Here is a 15342-nt window from a genome sequence, read left to right as displayed (position 1 = left end):
TCACTTCCGGGCCCCCGCTGCAACTCTTGTTGAGGGTTGGCGGGTTCCGGATCGGCAGTCCAGAGATCGATGTCAGAGAATCCGGGTTGCAGTTACTGTGGTATATGGTATGCCAGCCACAAGACTGAGGTGGGCCTACGAGGTCACCGCCCGCGGGTTCAGGGAGCGACTAAATGAATATCCATGAATATCAGGCCAAAGCGCTGCTGAACGAGTTCGGTGTCGCGATCTCCAAGGGCGTTCCGGTCCTGAAGGCGGCCGATGCGGACGCGGCGGCAAAGGCTCTCCCGGGCCCGGTCTGGGTCGTGAAGAGCCAGATCCACGCCGGCGGCCGCGGCAAGGGCAAGTTCAAGGAAGCCTCGGCCGGCGACAAGGGCGGTGTGCGCATCGCCAAGTCGGCCGCGGAGGTTTCCGAATTCGCCAAGCAGATGCTCGGTGCCACGCTCGTCACCATCCAGACCGGCCCCGCCGGCAAGCAGGTCAACCGCCTTTACATCGAGGACGGCTCCGACATCGACAAGGAATTTTACCTCTCGCTTCTGGTCGACCGCGAGACCTCCCGCGTCTCCTTCGTGGTGTCGACCGAGGGCGGCGTCAACATCGAGGACGTCGCGCACAACACGCCTGAGAAGATCGTGACCTTCTCGATCGATCCCGCAACCGGCATCATGGGCCATCACGGCCGCACCGTCGCGAACGCGCTGAAACTCTCCGGCGATCTCGCCAAGCAGGCCGAGAAGCTCACCGCGCAGCTCTACGCGGCGTTCGTCGCCAAGGACATGTCGATGCTGGAGATCAACCCGCTGGTCGTGACCAAGCAGGGTCAGCTCCGCGTGCTCGACGCCAAGGTGTCGTTCGACGACAACGCCCTGTTCCGTCACCCCGAGGTGCTCGCGCTGCGCGACGAGACCGAGGAAGACGCCAAGGAAATCGAGGCGTCGAAATACGACCTCAACTACGTCACCCTCGACGGCAATATCGGCTGCATGGTCAACGGCGCCGGCCTCGCGATGGCGACGATGGACATCATCAAGCTCTACGGCATGGCGCCGGCGAACTTCCTCGACGTCGGCGGCAGCGCCAGCAAGGAAAAGGTCGCGGCCGCCTTCAAGATCATCACCGCGGATCCCAACGTGAAGGGCATTCTGGTCAACATCTTCGGTGGCATCATGAAGTGCGACGTGATCGCCGAGGGCGTCACCGCCGCCGTGCGCGAGGTCGGCCTCAGCGTGCCGCTGGTGGTTCGCCTCGAAGGCACCAATGTCGAGCTGGGCAAGAAGATCATCCGTGAGTCCGGCCTGAACGTGGTGCCGGCCGACAATCTCGACGACGCCGCGCAGAAGATCGTGAAGGCTGTCAAGGGAGGCTGAGGCCATGACCCAGGACCATCTCGCTGCATCATCCCCGCTGCCGGAGCACGCGCGTCTTGCAGCGTTCGCCGGTGAATGGAATGGCGAAGAGGTGGTCTTTCCGTCGCGGTGGACGGAGGGCGGAACGGCGACTTCTCGCGTCGTGGCCCACATGGATCTCAATGGCTTCTATCTGATCCAGGACTCGGTCCAGAACCGCGACGGCAAGCAGAGCTTCGCCACCCACGGCATCTTCACCTTCGACCGCGAAGACCGGACCTACAAATTGTTCTGGTACGACTCGCTCGGCTACACGCCGCCCTCGCCCGCCTCCGGCGGGTGGGTCGGCAAGACCCTGACGCTGGTGCGCGGCTCGCTCCGCGGCAATGCGCGCCACGTCTATGAAATCATCGACGACGATTCCTATTCGTTGAAGATCCAGTTCTCGCCGGACGCGGAAGGCTGGGCCGACGTGCTCACCGGCGTCTACCGCCGCATCCACTGACCTCTCACTCGTTAGTTTCGCGAAAGCAGACCTCATGTCCATCCTGATCGACAAGAACACCAAGGTCATCTGCCAGGGCTTTACCGGCAAGAACGGCACCTTCCATTCGGAGGCCGCGATTGCCTATGGCACCAAGATGGTCGGCGGCACTTCGCCCGGCAAAGGCGGCGCGACGCATCTGGGCCTGCCGGTGTTCGACACCGTGCGCGAGGCGCGTGAGAAGACCGGTGCCGATGCGTCGGTGATCTACGTGCCGCCGCCGGGCGCGGCCGATGCGATCTGCGAAGCCATCGATGCCGAGATCCCGCTGATCGTCTGCATCACCGAAGGTATCCCGGTCATCGACATGGTCAGGGTGAAGCGTTCGCTGGCCGGCTCCAAGTCGCGCCTGATCGGGCCGAACTGCCCGGGCGTCATGACTGCCGGCGAGTGCAAGATCGGCATCATGCCGGCCAACATCTTCAAGACCGGCAGCGTCGGCATCGTTTCCCGCTCCGGCACCCTGACCTACGAAGCCGTGTTCCAGACCACCCAGGAAGGCCTCGGCCAGACCACCGCAGTCGGCATCGGCGGCGATCCGGTCAAGGGAACCGAGTTTATCGACGTGCTGGAAATGCTGCTCGGCGACCCCAAAACCGAATCGATCATCATGATCGGCGAGATCGGCGGTTCCGCCGAGGAGGACGCCGCCCAGTTCCTCAAGGACGAGGCCAAGCGTGGCCGCAAGAAGCCGATGGTCGGTTTCATTGCCGGTGTCACGGCCCCTCCCGGCCGCCGCATGGGCCATGCCGGTGCGATCATTTCGGGCGGCAAGGGTGACGCCGGTTCCAAGACCGACGCGATGAAATCGGCAGGAATTACAGTGTCTCCGTCTCCCGCCCGGCTCGGGCACACGCTTGCCGAAAAATTGAAGGCCCGATTCACACCTTCGTAATTTTCCGGGCGAAGTTTCGCAGCAAATAGGGTAAATGGTGCCTGTCGCGCTGGTCCTCTGCCGGGGAGCCCAGCGCCAGCGCCGTTTGTTATGCGCGAACCGAAATCGCCAGGAACTCAAGTATGTCTCGCCAAGACGCGAACGCAGCCTTTGCCCTCTCCTCCTTTTTGCAGGGCACCAACGCCACCTACATCGACGAAATCTACGCCCGCTACGAGAAGGACCCGTCCTCGGTGGATGCCGAGTGGCAGGAATTCTTCAAGAGCCTCAACGACCAGCCGGGTGACATCAGCAAGAACGCCCAAGGCCCGTCCTGGGAGCGCGCCAACTGGCCGCTGACCCCGCAGGACGATCTGACCTCCGCGCTCGACGGCAATTGGGCGGAAGTCGAGAAGACGGTCGGAGCCAAGATCGCGGCCAAGGCGCAGGCCAAGAGCGGTGACAAGGCCGGCGCCCTCTCCTCCGCCGACCTGCTCCAGGCCACCCGTGACTCGGTCCGGGCGCTAATGCTGATCCGGTCCTACCGCATGCGCGGGCACTTCCATGCCAAGCTCGATCCGCTCGGCATCGAAGCCCAGCGCAATCGCGAAGAGCTTGATCCGCGGACCTACGGCTTCAGCGAAGCCGATTTCGACCGCAAGATATTCCTCGACCATGTGCTCGGTCTCGAATACGCCAGCTTGCGCGAAATCACCGCGATCTGCGAGCGCACCTACTGCCAGACGCTCGGCGTCGAGTTCATGCACATCACCAACGCTGCGCAGAAGGCGTGGATCCAGGAGCGGATCGAGGGGCCGGACAAGGAAATCTCGTTCACCCGCGAAGGCCGCCGCGCCATCCTGATGAAGCTGGTCGAAGCCGAAGGTTTCGAGAAATTCTGCGACACCAAGTTTACCGGCACCAAGCGCTTCGGCCTTGATGGCGCCGAGTCACTGATCCCCGCGCTCGAGCAGATCATCAAGCGCGGCGGCAATCTCGGCGTGAAGGAAGTCGTGCTGGGCATGCCGCATCGCGGCCGCCTCAACGTATTGACCCAGGTGATGGGCAAGCCGCATCGCGCGCTGTTCCACGAGTTCAAGGGCGGTTCGGCCAATCCTGATGCGGTCGAAGGCTCGGGCGACGTCAAATATCACCTCGGCGCGTCCTCTGATCGCGAGTTCGACGGCAACCGCATCCATCTGTCGCTGACCGCCAACCCCTCGCATCTCGAGATCGTCGATCCCGTGGTGCTCGGAAAAGTCCGCGCCAAGCAGGACCAGCACGGCGATCCGCCGGATATGCGCATCTCGGTGATGCCGCTGCTGATGCATGGCGACGCCGCATTTGCCGGCCAGGGCGTGGTCGCCGAATGTTTCGGCCTGTCGGACCTGAAGGGCTACCGCACCGGCGGCTCCGTCCACTTCATCGTCAACAACCAGATCGGCTTCACCACCTATCCGCGTTATTCCCGTTCGTCGCCTTACCCGTCCGACGTGGCGAAGATGATCGACGCGCCGATCTTCCACGTCAACGGCGACGATCCGGAAGCCGTCGTGTTCGCGGCCAAGGTCGCGACCGAGTTTAGGCAGAAATTCCACAAGCCCGTCGTCATCGACATGTTCTGTTACCGCAGGCATGGCCATAACGAGGGCGACGAGCCGGCTTTCACCCAGCCGGTGATGTACAAGAAGATCGCGGCCCATCCGTCGACGCTCGAGCTCTATGCCCGCCGCCTCATCAGCGAAGGCGTGTTGACCGAGGGCGAGGTCGACAAGGCCAAGGCGGACTGGCGCGCGCGGCTCGATGCCGAGCTCGAAGCCGGCTCCGGCTACAAGCCCAACAAGGCCGACTGGCTCGACGGCAAATGGGCCGGCTTCAAGATCGCGGATCAGGAAGAAGACGCGCGGCGTGGCGTCACCGGCGTCGACATCGCGGCACTGAAGGACATCGGCCGCAAGATCACCAAGGTGCCGGACGGTTTCCGCGTCCACCGCACCATCCAGCGCTTCCTCGAAAACCGCGCCAAGGCGATCGACGGCGGCACGGGCATCGACTGGGCGACCGGCGAGGCGCTGGCGTTCTGCACGCTGCTCAACGAGAACCACCATGTCCGCCTGTCCGGACAGGATTCGGAGCGCGGCACCTTCTCGCAGCGCCACTCGGTCCTGATCGACCAGGAAGACGAGAGCCGCTACACGCCGTTCAACCATCTCGGTCACGAGCAGGGCCATTACGAGGTCATCAACTCGCTGCTGTCTGAAGAAGCCGTGCTCGGCTTCGAATACGGCTATTCGCTTGCCGAGCCGAACACGTTGACCCTGTGGGAAGCGCAGTTCGGCGACTTCGCCAACGGCGCGCAGGTCGTGTTCGACCAGTTCATCTCCTCGGGTGAACGCAAATGGCTGCGCATGTCCGGTCTCGTCTGCCTCCTGCCGCACGGCTATGAAGGCCAGGGACCGGAACATTCCTCGGCGCGTCTGGAGCGTTATCTCCAGATGTGCGCGGAAGACAACATGCAGGTGGTCTATCCGACCACGCCGGCGAACTATTTCCACGTGTTGCGCCGCCAGCTCCATCGCGAGATCCGCAAGCCGCTGATCGTGATGACGCCGAAGTCGCTGCTGCGTCACAAGCGGGCGGTGTCGCGTCTCGAGGAGCTCGCGAAGGGAACCACCTTCCACCGCATCCTCTATGATGACGCCCAGATGCTGCCGAGCGAAGCGATCAAGCTCGTTCCCGACGAGAAGATCCGCCGCATCGTGCTCTGCTCGGGCAAGGTCTATTACGACCTCTACGAGGAGCGCGAGAAGCGCGGGATGGACGACATCTACCTGATGCGCGTCGAGCAGCTCTATCCGGTGCCGCTCAAGGCGCTGGTGGCCGAGCTGTCGCGCTTCAAGAAGGCCGAAGTGGTGTGGTGCCAGGAAGAGCCGCGCAACATGGGTGCCTGGCACTTCATCGAGCCCTATCTGGAATGGGTGCTGAACCAGGTGAACGGTGTGAGCCGGCGTCCGCGTTATGTCGGTCGCGCCGCCTCCGCCGCGACCGCCACGGGTCTGATGTCGAAGCATCAGGCGCAGTTGAAGGCGTTCCTGGACGAAGCATTGAGCTGAGACGTTTTTTAGAACGCTGTCATCGCCCGCGAAGGCGGGCGATCCAGTACGCCGTGACGGCCGTGATGACCACGAACGCCGCGGAGTACTGGATGCCCCGCCTTCGCGGGGCATGACACCTGTGAAATTCATGACCGCATTGGCGATCTCCTTAAGGAAAAGACCATGACTGAAATTCGTGTGCCGACCCTCGGCGAATCCGTCACCGAGGCCACCATCGGCCGCTGGTTCAAGAAGGCCGGCGATCCCGTCGCCGTCGACGAGCCCTTGGTGGAGCTCGAGACCGACAAGGTCACCATCGAAGTCCCGGCGCCCTCCGCCGGCACGCTGAGCGAGATCATCGCTGCCGATGGTGCCACCGTCGCGGTCGGCGCGCTGCTGGGCCAGATTACCGAAGGCGCCGCCGGCGCTGCCAAGCCGGCCGCTGCGCCCGCAAAGCCCGCGGCTGCCGCTCCTGCTGCCGCCGCTGCGGCTGCTCCCTCCGCGTCGAAAGCACCGCCGGCCGACGCGCCGCTCGCTCCCTCCGTGCGCAAGCTCTCGGCCGAAACCGGCATTGACGCCTCGACCGTTCCCGGCTCCGGCAAGGACGGCCGCGTCACCAAGGGCGACATGCTCGCCGCGATCGAGCGTGCGGCCTCGGCGCCGACCCCGGTCAACCAGCCCGCCGCTGCGGTCCAGGTCCGCGCACCGTCGCCGGCCGATGACGCCGCCCGCGAAGAGCGCGTCAAGATGACCCGGCTGCGCCAGACCATCGCGCGCCGCCTCAAGGACGTGCAGAACACCGCCGCGATGCTCACGACCTTCAACGAGGTCGACATGACCAACGTCATGGCGTTGCGCGCCCACTACAAGGATGCGTTCGAGAAGAAGCATGGCTCGAAGCTCGGCTTCATGGGCTTCTTCACCAAGGCCGTCGTGCAGGGGCTGAAGGACATCCCGGCCGTCAACGCCGAGATCGACGGCACCGATCTGATCTACAAGAACTACTATCACATCGGCGTCGCCGTCGGCACCGACAAGGGCCTCGTCGTGCCCGTGGTGCGCGACTGCGACAACAAGTCGATCGCCGACATCGAGAAGGGCATCGCCGATTTCGGCCGCCGCGCCCGTGACGGCCAGCTCAAGATCGACGAGATGCAGGGCGGCACCTTCACCATCACCAACGGCGGCATCTACGGCTCGCTGATGTCGACCCCGATCCTGAACGCGCCGCAGTCCGGCATCCTCGGCATGCACAAGATCCAGGAGCGGCCGATGGTCGTCGGCGGCAAGATCGAGGTCCGCCCGATGATGTATCTGGCGCTGTCCTACGATCACCGCGTCATCGACGGCAAGGAAGCCGTGACCTTCCTTGTTCGCGTCAAGGAGAGCCTGGAAGATCCGGCGCGCCTGGTGCTCGATCTCTGATCGCTGATGCTCTGCGAGCGCCGTCGCCTTGCGCGACGGCGCGTGTCGAACCATGGAGGCGCGCGTGACGGATAAAGTCGTTGTCATCACCGGCGGCAGCCGCGGCATTGGCCGCGCGACTGCGATTGCTGCGGCCGCGCGCGGCTTCCGTGTCGTGGTCGGCTATGCCAGCAACAAGACGGCTGCCGACGAGGTCGTCGCGGAGATCGCGGCCAGCAACGGCAAGGCCATCGCGGTGAAATGCGACGTCGCCGAGGAAAGCGATATCCTCGCGCTGTTCAAGGCCGCGGACGCGTTCGGCACGCTCGGCGCACTCGTCAACAATGGCGGTATTGTCGGGACCAGCGGCGTGCGCGTCGACGAGATGTCGGCCGAGCGCATCCAGCGCGTGATGGCGGTCAACGTCACCGGCTCCATCCTCTGCGCGCGCGAAGCGGTGAAACGGATGTCGACCAGGCACGGCGGCCAGGGCGGCGTCATCGTCAATCTGTCATCGGTTGCCGCCAAGCTCGGCGCGCCGAACACCTATGTCGACTATGCCGCGTCCAAGGGCGCGATCGATTCGTTCACCATCGGCCTCGGCTATGAGGTTGCCGGCGAAGGCATTCGCGTCGCAGGCATCCGCCCCGGCCTGATCGATACCGAAATCCACGCCTCCGGCGGCGAGCCCGATCGGCACCACCGTCTCGCCCATATGGTGCCGATGAAGCGCGTCGGTACTGCCGATGAAGTCGCCAATGCCATCGTCTGGCTGATGTCGGACGATGCCTCCTACGTTACATCAGCCATTCTCGATGTGTCCGGCGGACGCTGACGCGCCGCGCGGACGCTGACACATCCCTCAACGCTAAACTTACGGGACTTTCTCTCATGGCATCCTACGATCTTGTCGTCATCGGCACCGGACCGGGCGGTTATGTCTGCGCGGTGCGTGCAGCGCAGCTCGGCATGAAAGTGGCCGTGGTCGAAAAGAACGCGACGCTTGGCGGCACCTGCCTCAATGTCGGCTGCATGCCGTCGAAGGCGCTGCTGCATGCCTCCGAAATGTTCGAGGAGGCGGGACATTCCTTCGCCAAGATGGGCGTCAGCGTCTCCTCGCCGAAGCTCGATCTTCCTGCGATGATGAACTTCAAGCAGCAGGGCATCGACGGCAACGTCAAGGGCGTCGAATTCCTGATGAAGAAGAACAAGATCGACGTGCTCAAGGGCGCCGGCAAGATTCTCGGCACCGGCAAGGTCGAAGTCTCCGCCGACGGCAAGTCGCAAGTCATCGAAACGAAGAGCATCGTGATCGCCACCGGCTCGGACATCGCGCGGCTCAAGGGCATCGAGATCGACGAGACCCGCATCGTGTCGTCGACCGGCGCGCTGTCGCTGGACAAGGTGCCCGGCAAGCTGCTGATCGTCGGCGCCGGTGTGATCGGCCTCGAGCTCGGCTCGGTCTGGCACCGTCTCGGTGCCGAAGTGGTCGTCGTCGAATTCCTCGACCGCATCCTGCCCGGCATGGACGGCGAGATTGCCAAGCAATTCCAGCGCATCCTGGAGAAGCAGGGCTTTACCTTCAAGCTGGGTGCCAAGGTCACGGGCGTGGACACCTCCGGCAAGACGCTGAAGGCGACGGTCGAGCCCGCCGCCGGCGGCGCTGCCGAGACGCTGGAAGCCGACGTCGTTCTCGTCTGTATCGGCCGTGTGCCGTACACGGATGGGCTGGGCCTGAAGGAAGCTGGCGTTGCGCTCGACAATCGCGGCCGCGTGCAGATCGATCCGCACTTCGCCACCAGCGTGAAGGGCGTCTATGCCATCGGCGACGTCGTCGCGGGCCCGATGCTCGCGCACAAGGCCGAGGATGAGGGCGTCGCGGTTGCCGAGATCATCGCCGGGCAGGCCGGCCACGTGAATTACGATGTTATCCCAGGCGTCGTGTATACCACGCCGGAAGTATCCTCCGTCGGCAAGACCGAGGAGGAGCTGAAGCAGGCCGGCGTGGCTTATACGGTCGGAAAGTTTCCCTTTACCGCCAACGGCCGCTCCAAGGTCAATCAGACCACTGACGGCTTTGTGAAGATTCTCGCAGATGCGAAGACCGATCGCGTGCTCGGCGTGCACATTATCGGTCGTGAAGCCGGCGAAATGATCCATGAGGCGTGCGTTCTCATGGAATTCGGCGGCAGTGCGGAGGATCTCGCGCGCACCTGCCACGCCCACCCGACGCGCTCGGAGGCCATCAAGGAAGCCGCGCTTGCAGTCGGCAAGCGGGCCATCCATATGTAGGTCGCGCCCAGCGCCGAATCGGGCGGGAAACACATGCTACGCCGCCTGCTTCAACCGCTCTGGGTCCTGCTTGCGATCATCTTCCTGATCGAAGCCTGGCTGTGGGACCATCTCGAACCGATCGTCGCGCGGGTTGTCGCAATCGTCCCGCTCGCCCGGTTCAAGCAATGGCTGTCGGACCGCGTCGATGCGCTGTCGCCGGCGATGACGCTGATCGTGTTCGCGGTGCCGATCGTTCCGCTGTTTCCGCTCAAGCTGGTCGGCCTGTGGCTGCTCACGCACGAATACTGGACCAGCGCGGTCTTCACCATCGTGTTCGCAAAGCTGCTCGGCGTCGGCGTCACCGCCTTCGTCTTCGACGTGACGCGCGACAAGCTGATGGAGATGGCCTGGTTCGAGCGGCTTTATGCTCTGGTGCTGAAGCTGCGTGCTAAGGCCGCCGAGTTGGTCGATCCAATCAAGCGGCGCATCCGCGAGCTGATCGCCGGCAACGGCGAAGGCTGGTCCTCCCGCACACTCCGCCTGATCCAGCGTTTTCGCAAGAGCGTGCACGAAGCGCGCTGAAGCCTCACCGCACACTCGCTGTCATCGCCCGGCTTGACCGGGCGATCCAGTATTCCAGAGACGGCAATGGATACGGAGAAGCCGCGGCGTACTGGATGCCCCCGGTCAAGCCGGGGCATGACACTGCTTGTGCGGCGTCAAACCACGCGTCTCGTTTTCGCTAATGCAAATGCAGCAGATGCGGCAACCACAGGCCGAGCCCGGTCATGACGAGCCCGCCGATCGTCAGCAGGCCAGCGACATAGGCGAGCGCGATCATGCCGGTGATGATGGTGGCTGAGGCCAGAACGATGCCGATCTGGAAGGCGGCGGACGCCAGTTCGAAGTGATGATATTTCGCAGTGGCCTCGTCGCGCTCATGCTCGGCGTGCTTGGCCTTTTCGGCCAGCTGCTCGGTGCCTTCGCCGGTCTCCGGCTCGGAGCGGTAGCGCTGCGCGGTCTTCTGCCAGTCCTCGATCTGCTTCTGCACCGCCACCTTGTTGGCCTCGTCGCTCGCCGCGCCGAGGATGAGCTTGCCCTGGTCCGCCATGCTCTGCACCATGGTGCGGCGGATGCTCTTGGCCTGGAAGAAGGCCCAGAGGTTGGAAGCCTCGACGTTCTTGCTGATCGATTCGGTCTGGGCGCCCTTGCCGAGCGTCTCGGAGATCGCCAGGAAAAGCGCCAGGACAGCGATCAGGAGCGCGATCTTCTTGTTCGAGCCGGACGCGTGTTCGGCGTGCTCGGCATGCTCCATGCTTTCATGTGCGCTCATAAGTCCCTCCTGGCTCGGTTCGCCACGATTGACCGAACCGCGGGCGCCGCGCAAGAGGCATGCGCGCCTGGAGGCTTGCTATGACAGCTTCATGTCAGCATCACCGCCGCGGATGCGCGCTGGCATAGACTTCCAGCAGACGCTCGGCATCAATGCCGGTATAGATCTGCGTGGTCGAGAGCGAGGCATGGCCGAGCAATTCCTGGATCGCGCGCAAATCGCCGCCGCGTGACAACAGATGCGTGGCGAAGGAATGCCGGAGCGCGTGCGGCGTGGCGCTGTCGGGCAGGCCGAGCGCGCCGCGCAGCCGCTCCATCGCGAGCTGGATGATACGCGGGCTCAACGGCCCGCCGCGCGCGCCGACGAAGATCGGGCCCTCGGCTGGCAGCGGATACGGGCACATCGCGACGTACTCCTGCACGAGCGCGAGTACGTTCTGCAGCACCGGCACCATGCGGGTCTTGTTGCCTTTGCCTGTGACGATCAGCACGTCGCCTTCTCCGGGACGCGGCACCTCGCGGCGCGTCAGCCCTAGCGCTTCGGAGATGCGCAGGCCCGAGCCGTAGAGGAGAGCCATCACCGCGGCGTCACGCGCCAAAATCCAGGTCTCGCGGTCCTCGTCGGCGCGCTCGTCGGCGTCCGCAAGACGTTTGGCGGAAGCCATCGGCAGCGGCTTTGGCAGGCTCTTTGCGACTTTCGGCGCGCGGATCGCCGAGAGCGCGCCGACCTTGCCCTTGCCTTCGCGCTCGAGGAAGCGGCCGAACGAACGCAGGCCCGCGAGCGCGCGCATCAGCGAGCGGCCGGCAATATCGTCGGCGCGGCGCATCGCCATGAAGGCCCTGACATCGGTGGCCTCCAGCGCGGCGAAACGCTTGAGCGTCACCCGCTCGCCCCAATGTCCGCAGAGAAAATCCAGGCACTGCCGCAAATCGCGGGCATAGGCTTCCAGCGTCTTCGGCGACAACCGCCGCTCCGCGCCGAGATGCGACAGCCAGCGCGTCATCTCCTGCGCGATATCAGGATCGGCGCTGGCGAGCTCGATTTGTGGGGCGGCCGCTTTGCTCATGCGCTCTGGACGTGGTGATTCCACTCAGTATATCGCATCACACTCGTTTATCGTTCGCTAAGGCGGCCTCCGGGCGCTAGCCTTGAAGCCCCAGGTTCCGATTCCCCCTCCATGGATCACACGTCGCGCAGCAACGCCGTCTCCGCCAACGCGACCCGCATGGTCGACGTGCTGGTGCCGGTCGCGCTCGACCAGACCTATTCCTACAAGGTGCCGCGCGGGATGGAGCTGAAGGCGGGCGATATTATCGGCGTGCCGCTCGGCCCGCGCGAGGTGCTCGCCGTGGTCTGGGCCGAAAACGCCAATCCGGATCCGCGCCTGCACAACCGCCTCAAGGAGGTCAGCGAAAAGCTCGACATCCCGCCGTTGAAGCCCGAGCTGCGTGCGGTCGTGGACTGGATCGCCAATTACACGCTGAGCCCGCGCGGCATGGTGCTGCGCATGTGCCTGCGGATGGGTGAGAACCTCGGCCCCGAGCGGGTGCGCGCCGGCGTGCGCCTGGTCGGCGATCCCCCGCGGCGGCTGACGCCGGCGCGGCAGCGCCTGATCGAGGTGCTGTCGGACCGGCTGCTGCACGGCAAATCCGAGGCGGCCAAGGAGGCCGGCGTCTCGGCCGGCGTGATCGACGGTCTCGTCGACGAAGGCACGCTCACGGTCGAGCCGATGCCGCCGCCTCCGCCGCCGCCGGCCCCCGATCCGGATTTCAGCCGGCCCGATTTTTCGCCGCTCCAGCGCGCCGGGGTCGATGCGATGCGCGCGCTCGCCGCCAACGGCAGCTTTCACGTCGCGCTGCTCGACGGTGTCACCGGCTCGGGCAAGACCGAGGTTTACTTCGAAGCCGTGGCCGAGGCGATCCGCCGCGGAAAACAGTCGCTGATCCTGATGCCGGAGATCGCGCTCACCGGCCAGTTTCTCGATCGCTTCGCGCAGCGGTTCGGCGTGCGTCCTCTGGAATGGCATTCCGAGCTGACGCCGCGTACCCGCGCGCGGAATTGGGCGGCGATCTCCGAAGGCAGCGCGCCGGTCGTGGTCGGCGCGCGCTCGGCGCTGTTTCTACCCTACGCCAATCTCGGCCTCATCGTGGTCGATGAAGAGCACGACCAGGCCTACAAGCAGGACGAGGGCGTGCATTATCACGCCCGCGACATGGCGGTGGTGCGCGCGCATCTCGCAAAGGTCCCGATCGTGCTGGCGTCGGCGACGCCGTCGGTCGAATCCGAGGTCAATGCGCGCAAGAACCGCTATCAGCGAATCGCGCTGCCGTCGCGCTTCGGCGGCCAGCACATGCCGCATATCGAGGCCATCGACATGCGCCGCGAGCCGCCGGCGCGCGGCCGCTTCATCTCGCCGCGGCTGGCCTCCGAGATCAGGACCGCGATCGAGCGGCGCGAGCAGGCGCTATTGTTCCTCAATCGCCGCGGCTATGCGCCGTTGACGCTGTGCCGCGCCTGCGGCCATCGCTTCGCCTGCACCATCTGCGATGCCTGGCTGGTCGATCACCGCTTCCGCCAGCGACTCGTCTGTCACCATTGCGGCTTCTCGATGCCGCGCCCGCAAACCTGTCCGCATTGCGCGGCGGAGGAATCGCTGGTCGCGGTCGGGCCCGGTGTCGAGCGCTTGCAGGAAGAGGCGGCCGCGCTATTCCCGGAAGCGCGCACCATGGTGCTGTCGAGCGATCTCATCACCTCGATCGAGACGATGCGCTCCGAGCTGAATGACATTGCGGAGGGCCGCGTCGACGTCATCATCGGTACCCAGCTCGTCGCCAAGGGCCACAATTTCCCGCGGCTCAATCTGGTCGGCGTGGTCGATGCGGATCTCGGCCTCTCCAATGGCGATCCGCGCGCCTCCGAGCGCACCTGGCAATTGCTCAACCAGGTGATCGGCCGCGCCGGGCGCGAGCAGGGCCGTGGCGTCGGCTATCTCCAGACCCACCAGCCCGATCATCCCGTGATGAAGGCGCTGATCGCCTGCGACCGCGAAGCCTTTTACGACAGCGAGATCGACTTGCGCGAACGCACGCTCTATCCGCCGTTCGGGCGACTCGCGAGCCTGATCATTTCCGCCGGCGACCGGCCGAGCGCCGAAGGCTTTGGCCGCCACCTCGTCGCGCTCGCGCCGCGCGACGAGCGCGTGGTGGTGCTGGGCCCGGCGGAAGCCCCGCTCGCGGTCATCAAGGGCCGCTACCGATTCCGCATCCTGGTGAAATCGGCGCGCGGCTTCGACCTGTCGGATTATCTGCGCAACTGGCTTGCCGTATGCCCGAAGCCGAAAGGCAATCAAAAGCTCGAAGTTGACGTCGATCCGCAGAGCTTTTTGTAGAGGCTGGGCCTGTAGCCCGGATGAAGCGAAGCGCAATCCGGGACATCTCGATCCGCGCGAAGACCCCCGGATTACGCTGCGCTCCATCCGGGCTACGAAAATGCAAACAAAAAGCCCGCCGTCCCCCAAGACGGCGGGCTTGTTTCACGCGTCGAGCGTCTTAGGAGACGACTTCCGCGGTGACGCGGCCGACGCCGGCGCCGGTGAGGCCGATGGCGCGGGCAGCGCCCGTGGAGAGGTCGAGGACACGGCCGCGAATGAACGGGCCACGGTCGTTGATGGTGACGATGACGCTCGAGCCGCCATGAGTGACCCGCAGCTTGGTGCCGAACGGCAGCGAACGGTGCGCCGCGGTCATGGCGTTCTGGTTGAAGCGCTGGCCCGAGGCGGTCCTGCTGCCGGACTCGTTTCCGTAAAAGGAAGCCATGCCGGAGAAGGAACGTCCGGTGCCCTGCGACGGCGTCATCGACGCATTGGCGTTACGCCAATCAGAGGTCGTGTTGGCATCGTTCTGGGCCAGGTGGCGGTGATGATGGTGGGAATACCGATGGTGATGCCGGGATTTGGCGGAAGCTTCGGTGGCAGTTCCACCGATAAGGAAAGTTGCGGCAACAAAAGCGATCGCCGTACGCGGCCGGGTCACACTGCCCAGCGTCTTCAAACAAAGCATCTATTGGTCCCTAAGCTAGTATTGCCACATATGTGGCAAGTGGAGCCCCCGTAAGTTTGCGAGCGGGACCGCGTTTCGATTCCTAATGAGGCGTGAATTGGGCAGTAAATCCGTTCTGTGTCTTCATGTAATATCTTGTTACCGGCGGGGATATTCGGCCGATATTCCGTAATCTTGCATTTTAACGATTCGTTAACCTCTGGATTACTTGCAAATACTGTAAAACGAAGTCATAGCTTTCTGCATTTAGAATTGGGTAAGTATTCGGCGAGTGAAGCGGACGCGCCGGGAATCACGCCTCAGCGATCCGTGTTCATGGCCGCTATGCGCTGACGGCAGGAACTAACGGCCGGCGTCGGGTCAAGGGTTGGCTTAAGCGCTGTGGCAATTCCGCGGCATGGCAGGTCGTCG

The 15342-nt window shown here is 64.4% G+C and carries 12 protein-coding genes; 9 read left to right on the top strand and 3 right to left on the bottom strand.

What is annotated here, in order from left to right; genetic code table 11:
* The first annotated feature begins 173 nt into the window (after window positions 1-173).
* The 8 genes from sucC (at window position 174) to ABIC03_RS34080 (ending at window position 10122) form a co-directional block, all read left to right on the top strand.
* On the top strand, window positions 174-1370 hold the full coding sequence (gene sucC, locus ABIC03_RS34115) for an ADP-forming succinate--CoA ligase subunit beta (RefSeq protein WP_354064667.1): 1197 nt from the start codon (window positions 174-176) through the stop codon (window positions 1368-1370).
* A 4-nt stretch (window positions 1371-1374) separates the two neighbouring features.
* Window positions 1375-1854, top strand: a complete 480-nt coding sequence (locus tag ABIC03_RS34110; RefSeq protein WP_354064665.1) for a DUF1579 family protein — start codon at window positions 1375-1377, stop codon at window positions 1852-1854.
* A 34-nt stretch (window positions 1855-1888) separates the two neighbouring features.
* Entirely contained in the window at window positions 1889-2788 is a 900-nt protein-coding gene (gene sucD / locus ABIC03_RS34105) for a succinate--CoA ligase subunit alpha (protein WP_354064663.1), read from the top strand.
* Between the two features lie 122 nt (window positions 2789-2910).
* Window positions 2911-5880 carry a 2-oxoglutarate dehydrogenase E1 component gene (locus ABIC03_RS34100; protein WP_354064661.1) on the top strand — a complete coding sequence of 990 codons (2970 nt, stop codon included), beginning with the start codon at window positions 2911-2913 and terminating at the stop codon, window positions 5878-5880.
* A 165-nt stretch (window positions 5881-6045) separates the two neighbouring features.
* Window positions 6046-7287, top strand: coding sequence for a 2-oxoglutarate dehydrogenase complex dihydrolipoyllysine-residue succinyltransferase (gene odhB, locus ABIC03_RS34095; RefSeq protein WP_354064659.1), 1242 nt, complete (start codon window positions 6046-6048; stop codon window positions 7285-7287).
* A gap of 52 nt (window positions 7288-7339) precedes the next feature.
* Window positions 7340-8101: an SDR family oxidoreductase gene (locus ABIC03_RS34090; protein WP_502916956.1), complete on the top strand. Its 762-nt coding sequence runs from the start codon at window positions 7340-7342 to the stop codon at window positions 8099-8101.
* 56 nt (window positions 8102-8157) lie between these two features.
* The gene (gene lpdA / locus ABIC03_RS34085; protein ID WP_275174189.1) at window positions 8158-9558 is read left to right on the top strand and encodes a dihydrolipoyl dehydrogenase; all 1401 of its coding nucleotides are present in this window, start codon (window positions 8158-8160) and stop codon (window positions 9556-9558) included.
* 33 nt (window positions 9559-9591) lie between these two features.
* Complete coding sequence (locus ABIC03_RS34080; RefSeq protein ID WP_275174187.1) at window positions 9592-10122, top strand: hypothetical protein; 531 nt, start codon at window positions 9592-9594, stop codon at window positions 10120-10122.
* A 160-nt stretch (window positions 10123-10282) separates the two neighbouring features.
* On the opposite strand, the gene ABIC03_RS34075 is transcribed toward ABIC03_RS34080, so the two are convergent.
* A complete protein-coding gene (locus tag ABIC03_RS34075; protein WP_275174185.1) occupies window positions 10283-10873 on the bottom strand; it encodes a DUF4337 domain-containing protein in 591 nt (196 codons plus the stop codon).
* A 100-nt stretch (window positions 10874-10973) separates the two neighbouring features.
* Window positions 10974-11939 (bottom strand): tyrosine recombinase XerC, encoded by a 966-nt coding sequence (locus ABIC03_RS34070; RefSeq protein WP_354064654.1) that lies wholly within the window; start codon window positions 11937-11939, stop codon window positions 10974-10976.
* A 111-nt stretch (window positions 11940-12050) separates the two neighbouring features.
* Between ABIC03_RS34070 and ABIC03_RS34065 the strand changes: the two genes are divergently transcribed.
* Window positions 12051-14261, top strand: a complete 2211-nt coding sequence (locus ABIC03_RS34065) for a primosomal protein N' (protein ID WP_354064652.1) — start codon at window positions 12051-12053, stop codon at window positions 14259-14261.
* Between the two features lie 160 nt (window positions 14262-14421).
* Here the strand turns inward: ABIC03_RS34065 and ABIC03_RS34060 are convergent, their stop codons facing one another.
* The gene (locus tag ABIC03_RS34060; RefSeq protein ID WP_275174182.1) at window positions 14422-14931 is read right to left on the bottom strand and encodes a septal ring lytic transglycosylase RlpA family protein; all 510 of its coding nucleotides are present in this window, start codon (window positions 14929-14931) and stop codon (window positions 14422-14424) included.
* Window positions 14932-15342: the final 411 nt, after the last annotated feature.

Source organism: Bradyrhizobium sp. RT6a, assembly GCF_040547675.1.
Lineage (GTDB): Bacteria > Pseudomonadota > Alphaproteobacteria > Rhizobiales > Xanthobacteraceae > Bradyrhizobium.
This window is presented reverse-complemented; position numbering and strand designations above follow the sequence as displayed.

Coding starts and splice junctions, on each gene's coding strand:
- lpdA (WP_275174189.1), top strand. CDS start 8,158: ATGGCATCCTACGATCTTGTCGTCATCGGCACCGGACCGGGCGGTTAT.
- ABIC03_RS34065 (WP_354064652.1), top strand. CDS start 12,051: ATGGATCACACGTCGCGCAGCAACGCCGTCTCCGCCAACGCGACCCGC.
- odhB (WP_354064659.1), top strand. CDS start 6,046: ATGACTGAAATTCGTGTGCCGACCCTCGGCGAATCCGTCACCGAGGCC.
- sucC (WP_354064667.1), top strand. CDS start 174: ATGAATATCCATGAATATCAGGCCAAAGCGCTGCTGAACGAGTTCGGT.
- ABIC03_RS34060 (WP_275174182.1), bottom strand. CDS start 14,931: ATGCTTTGTTTGAAGACGCTGGGCAGTGTGACCCGGCCGCGTACGGCG.
- ABIC03_RS34090 (WP_502916956.1), top strand. CDS start 7,340: ATGGAGGCGCGCGTGACGGATAAAGTCGTTGTCATCACCGGCGGCAGC.
- ABIC03_RS34100 (WP_354064661.1), top strand. CDS start 2,911: ATGTCTCGCCAAGACGCGAACGCAGCCTTTGCCCTCTCCTCCTTTTTG.
- ABIC03_RS34110 (WP_354064665.1), top strand. CDS start 1,375: ATGACCCAGGACCATCTCGCTGCATCATCCCCGCTGCCGGAGCACGCG.
- sucD (WP_354064663.1), top strand. CDS start 1,889: ATGTCCATCCTGATCGACAAGAACACCAAGGTCATCTGCCAGGGCTTT.
- ABIC03_RS34070 (WP_354064654.1), bottom strand. CDS start 11,939: ATGAGCAAAGCGGCCGCCCCACAAATCGAGCTCGCCAGCGCCGATCCT.
- ABIC03_RS34075 (WP_275174185.1), bottom strand. CDS start 10,873: ATGAGCGCACATGAAAGCATGGAGCATGCCGAGCACGCCGAACACGCG.
- ABIC03_RS34080 (WP_275174187.1), top strand. CDS start 9,592: ATGCTACGCCGCCTGCTTCAACCGCTCTGGGTCCTGCTTGCGATCATC.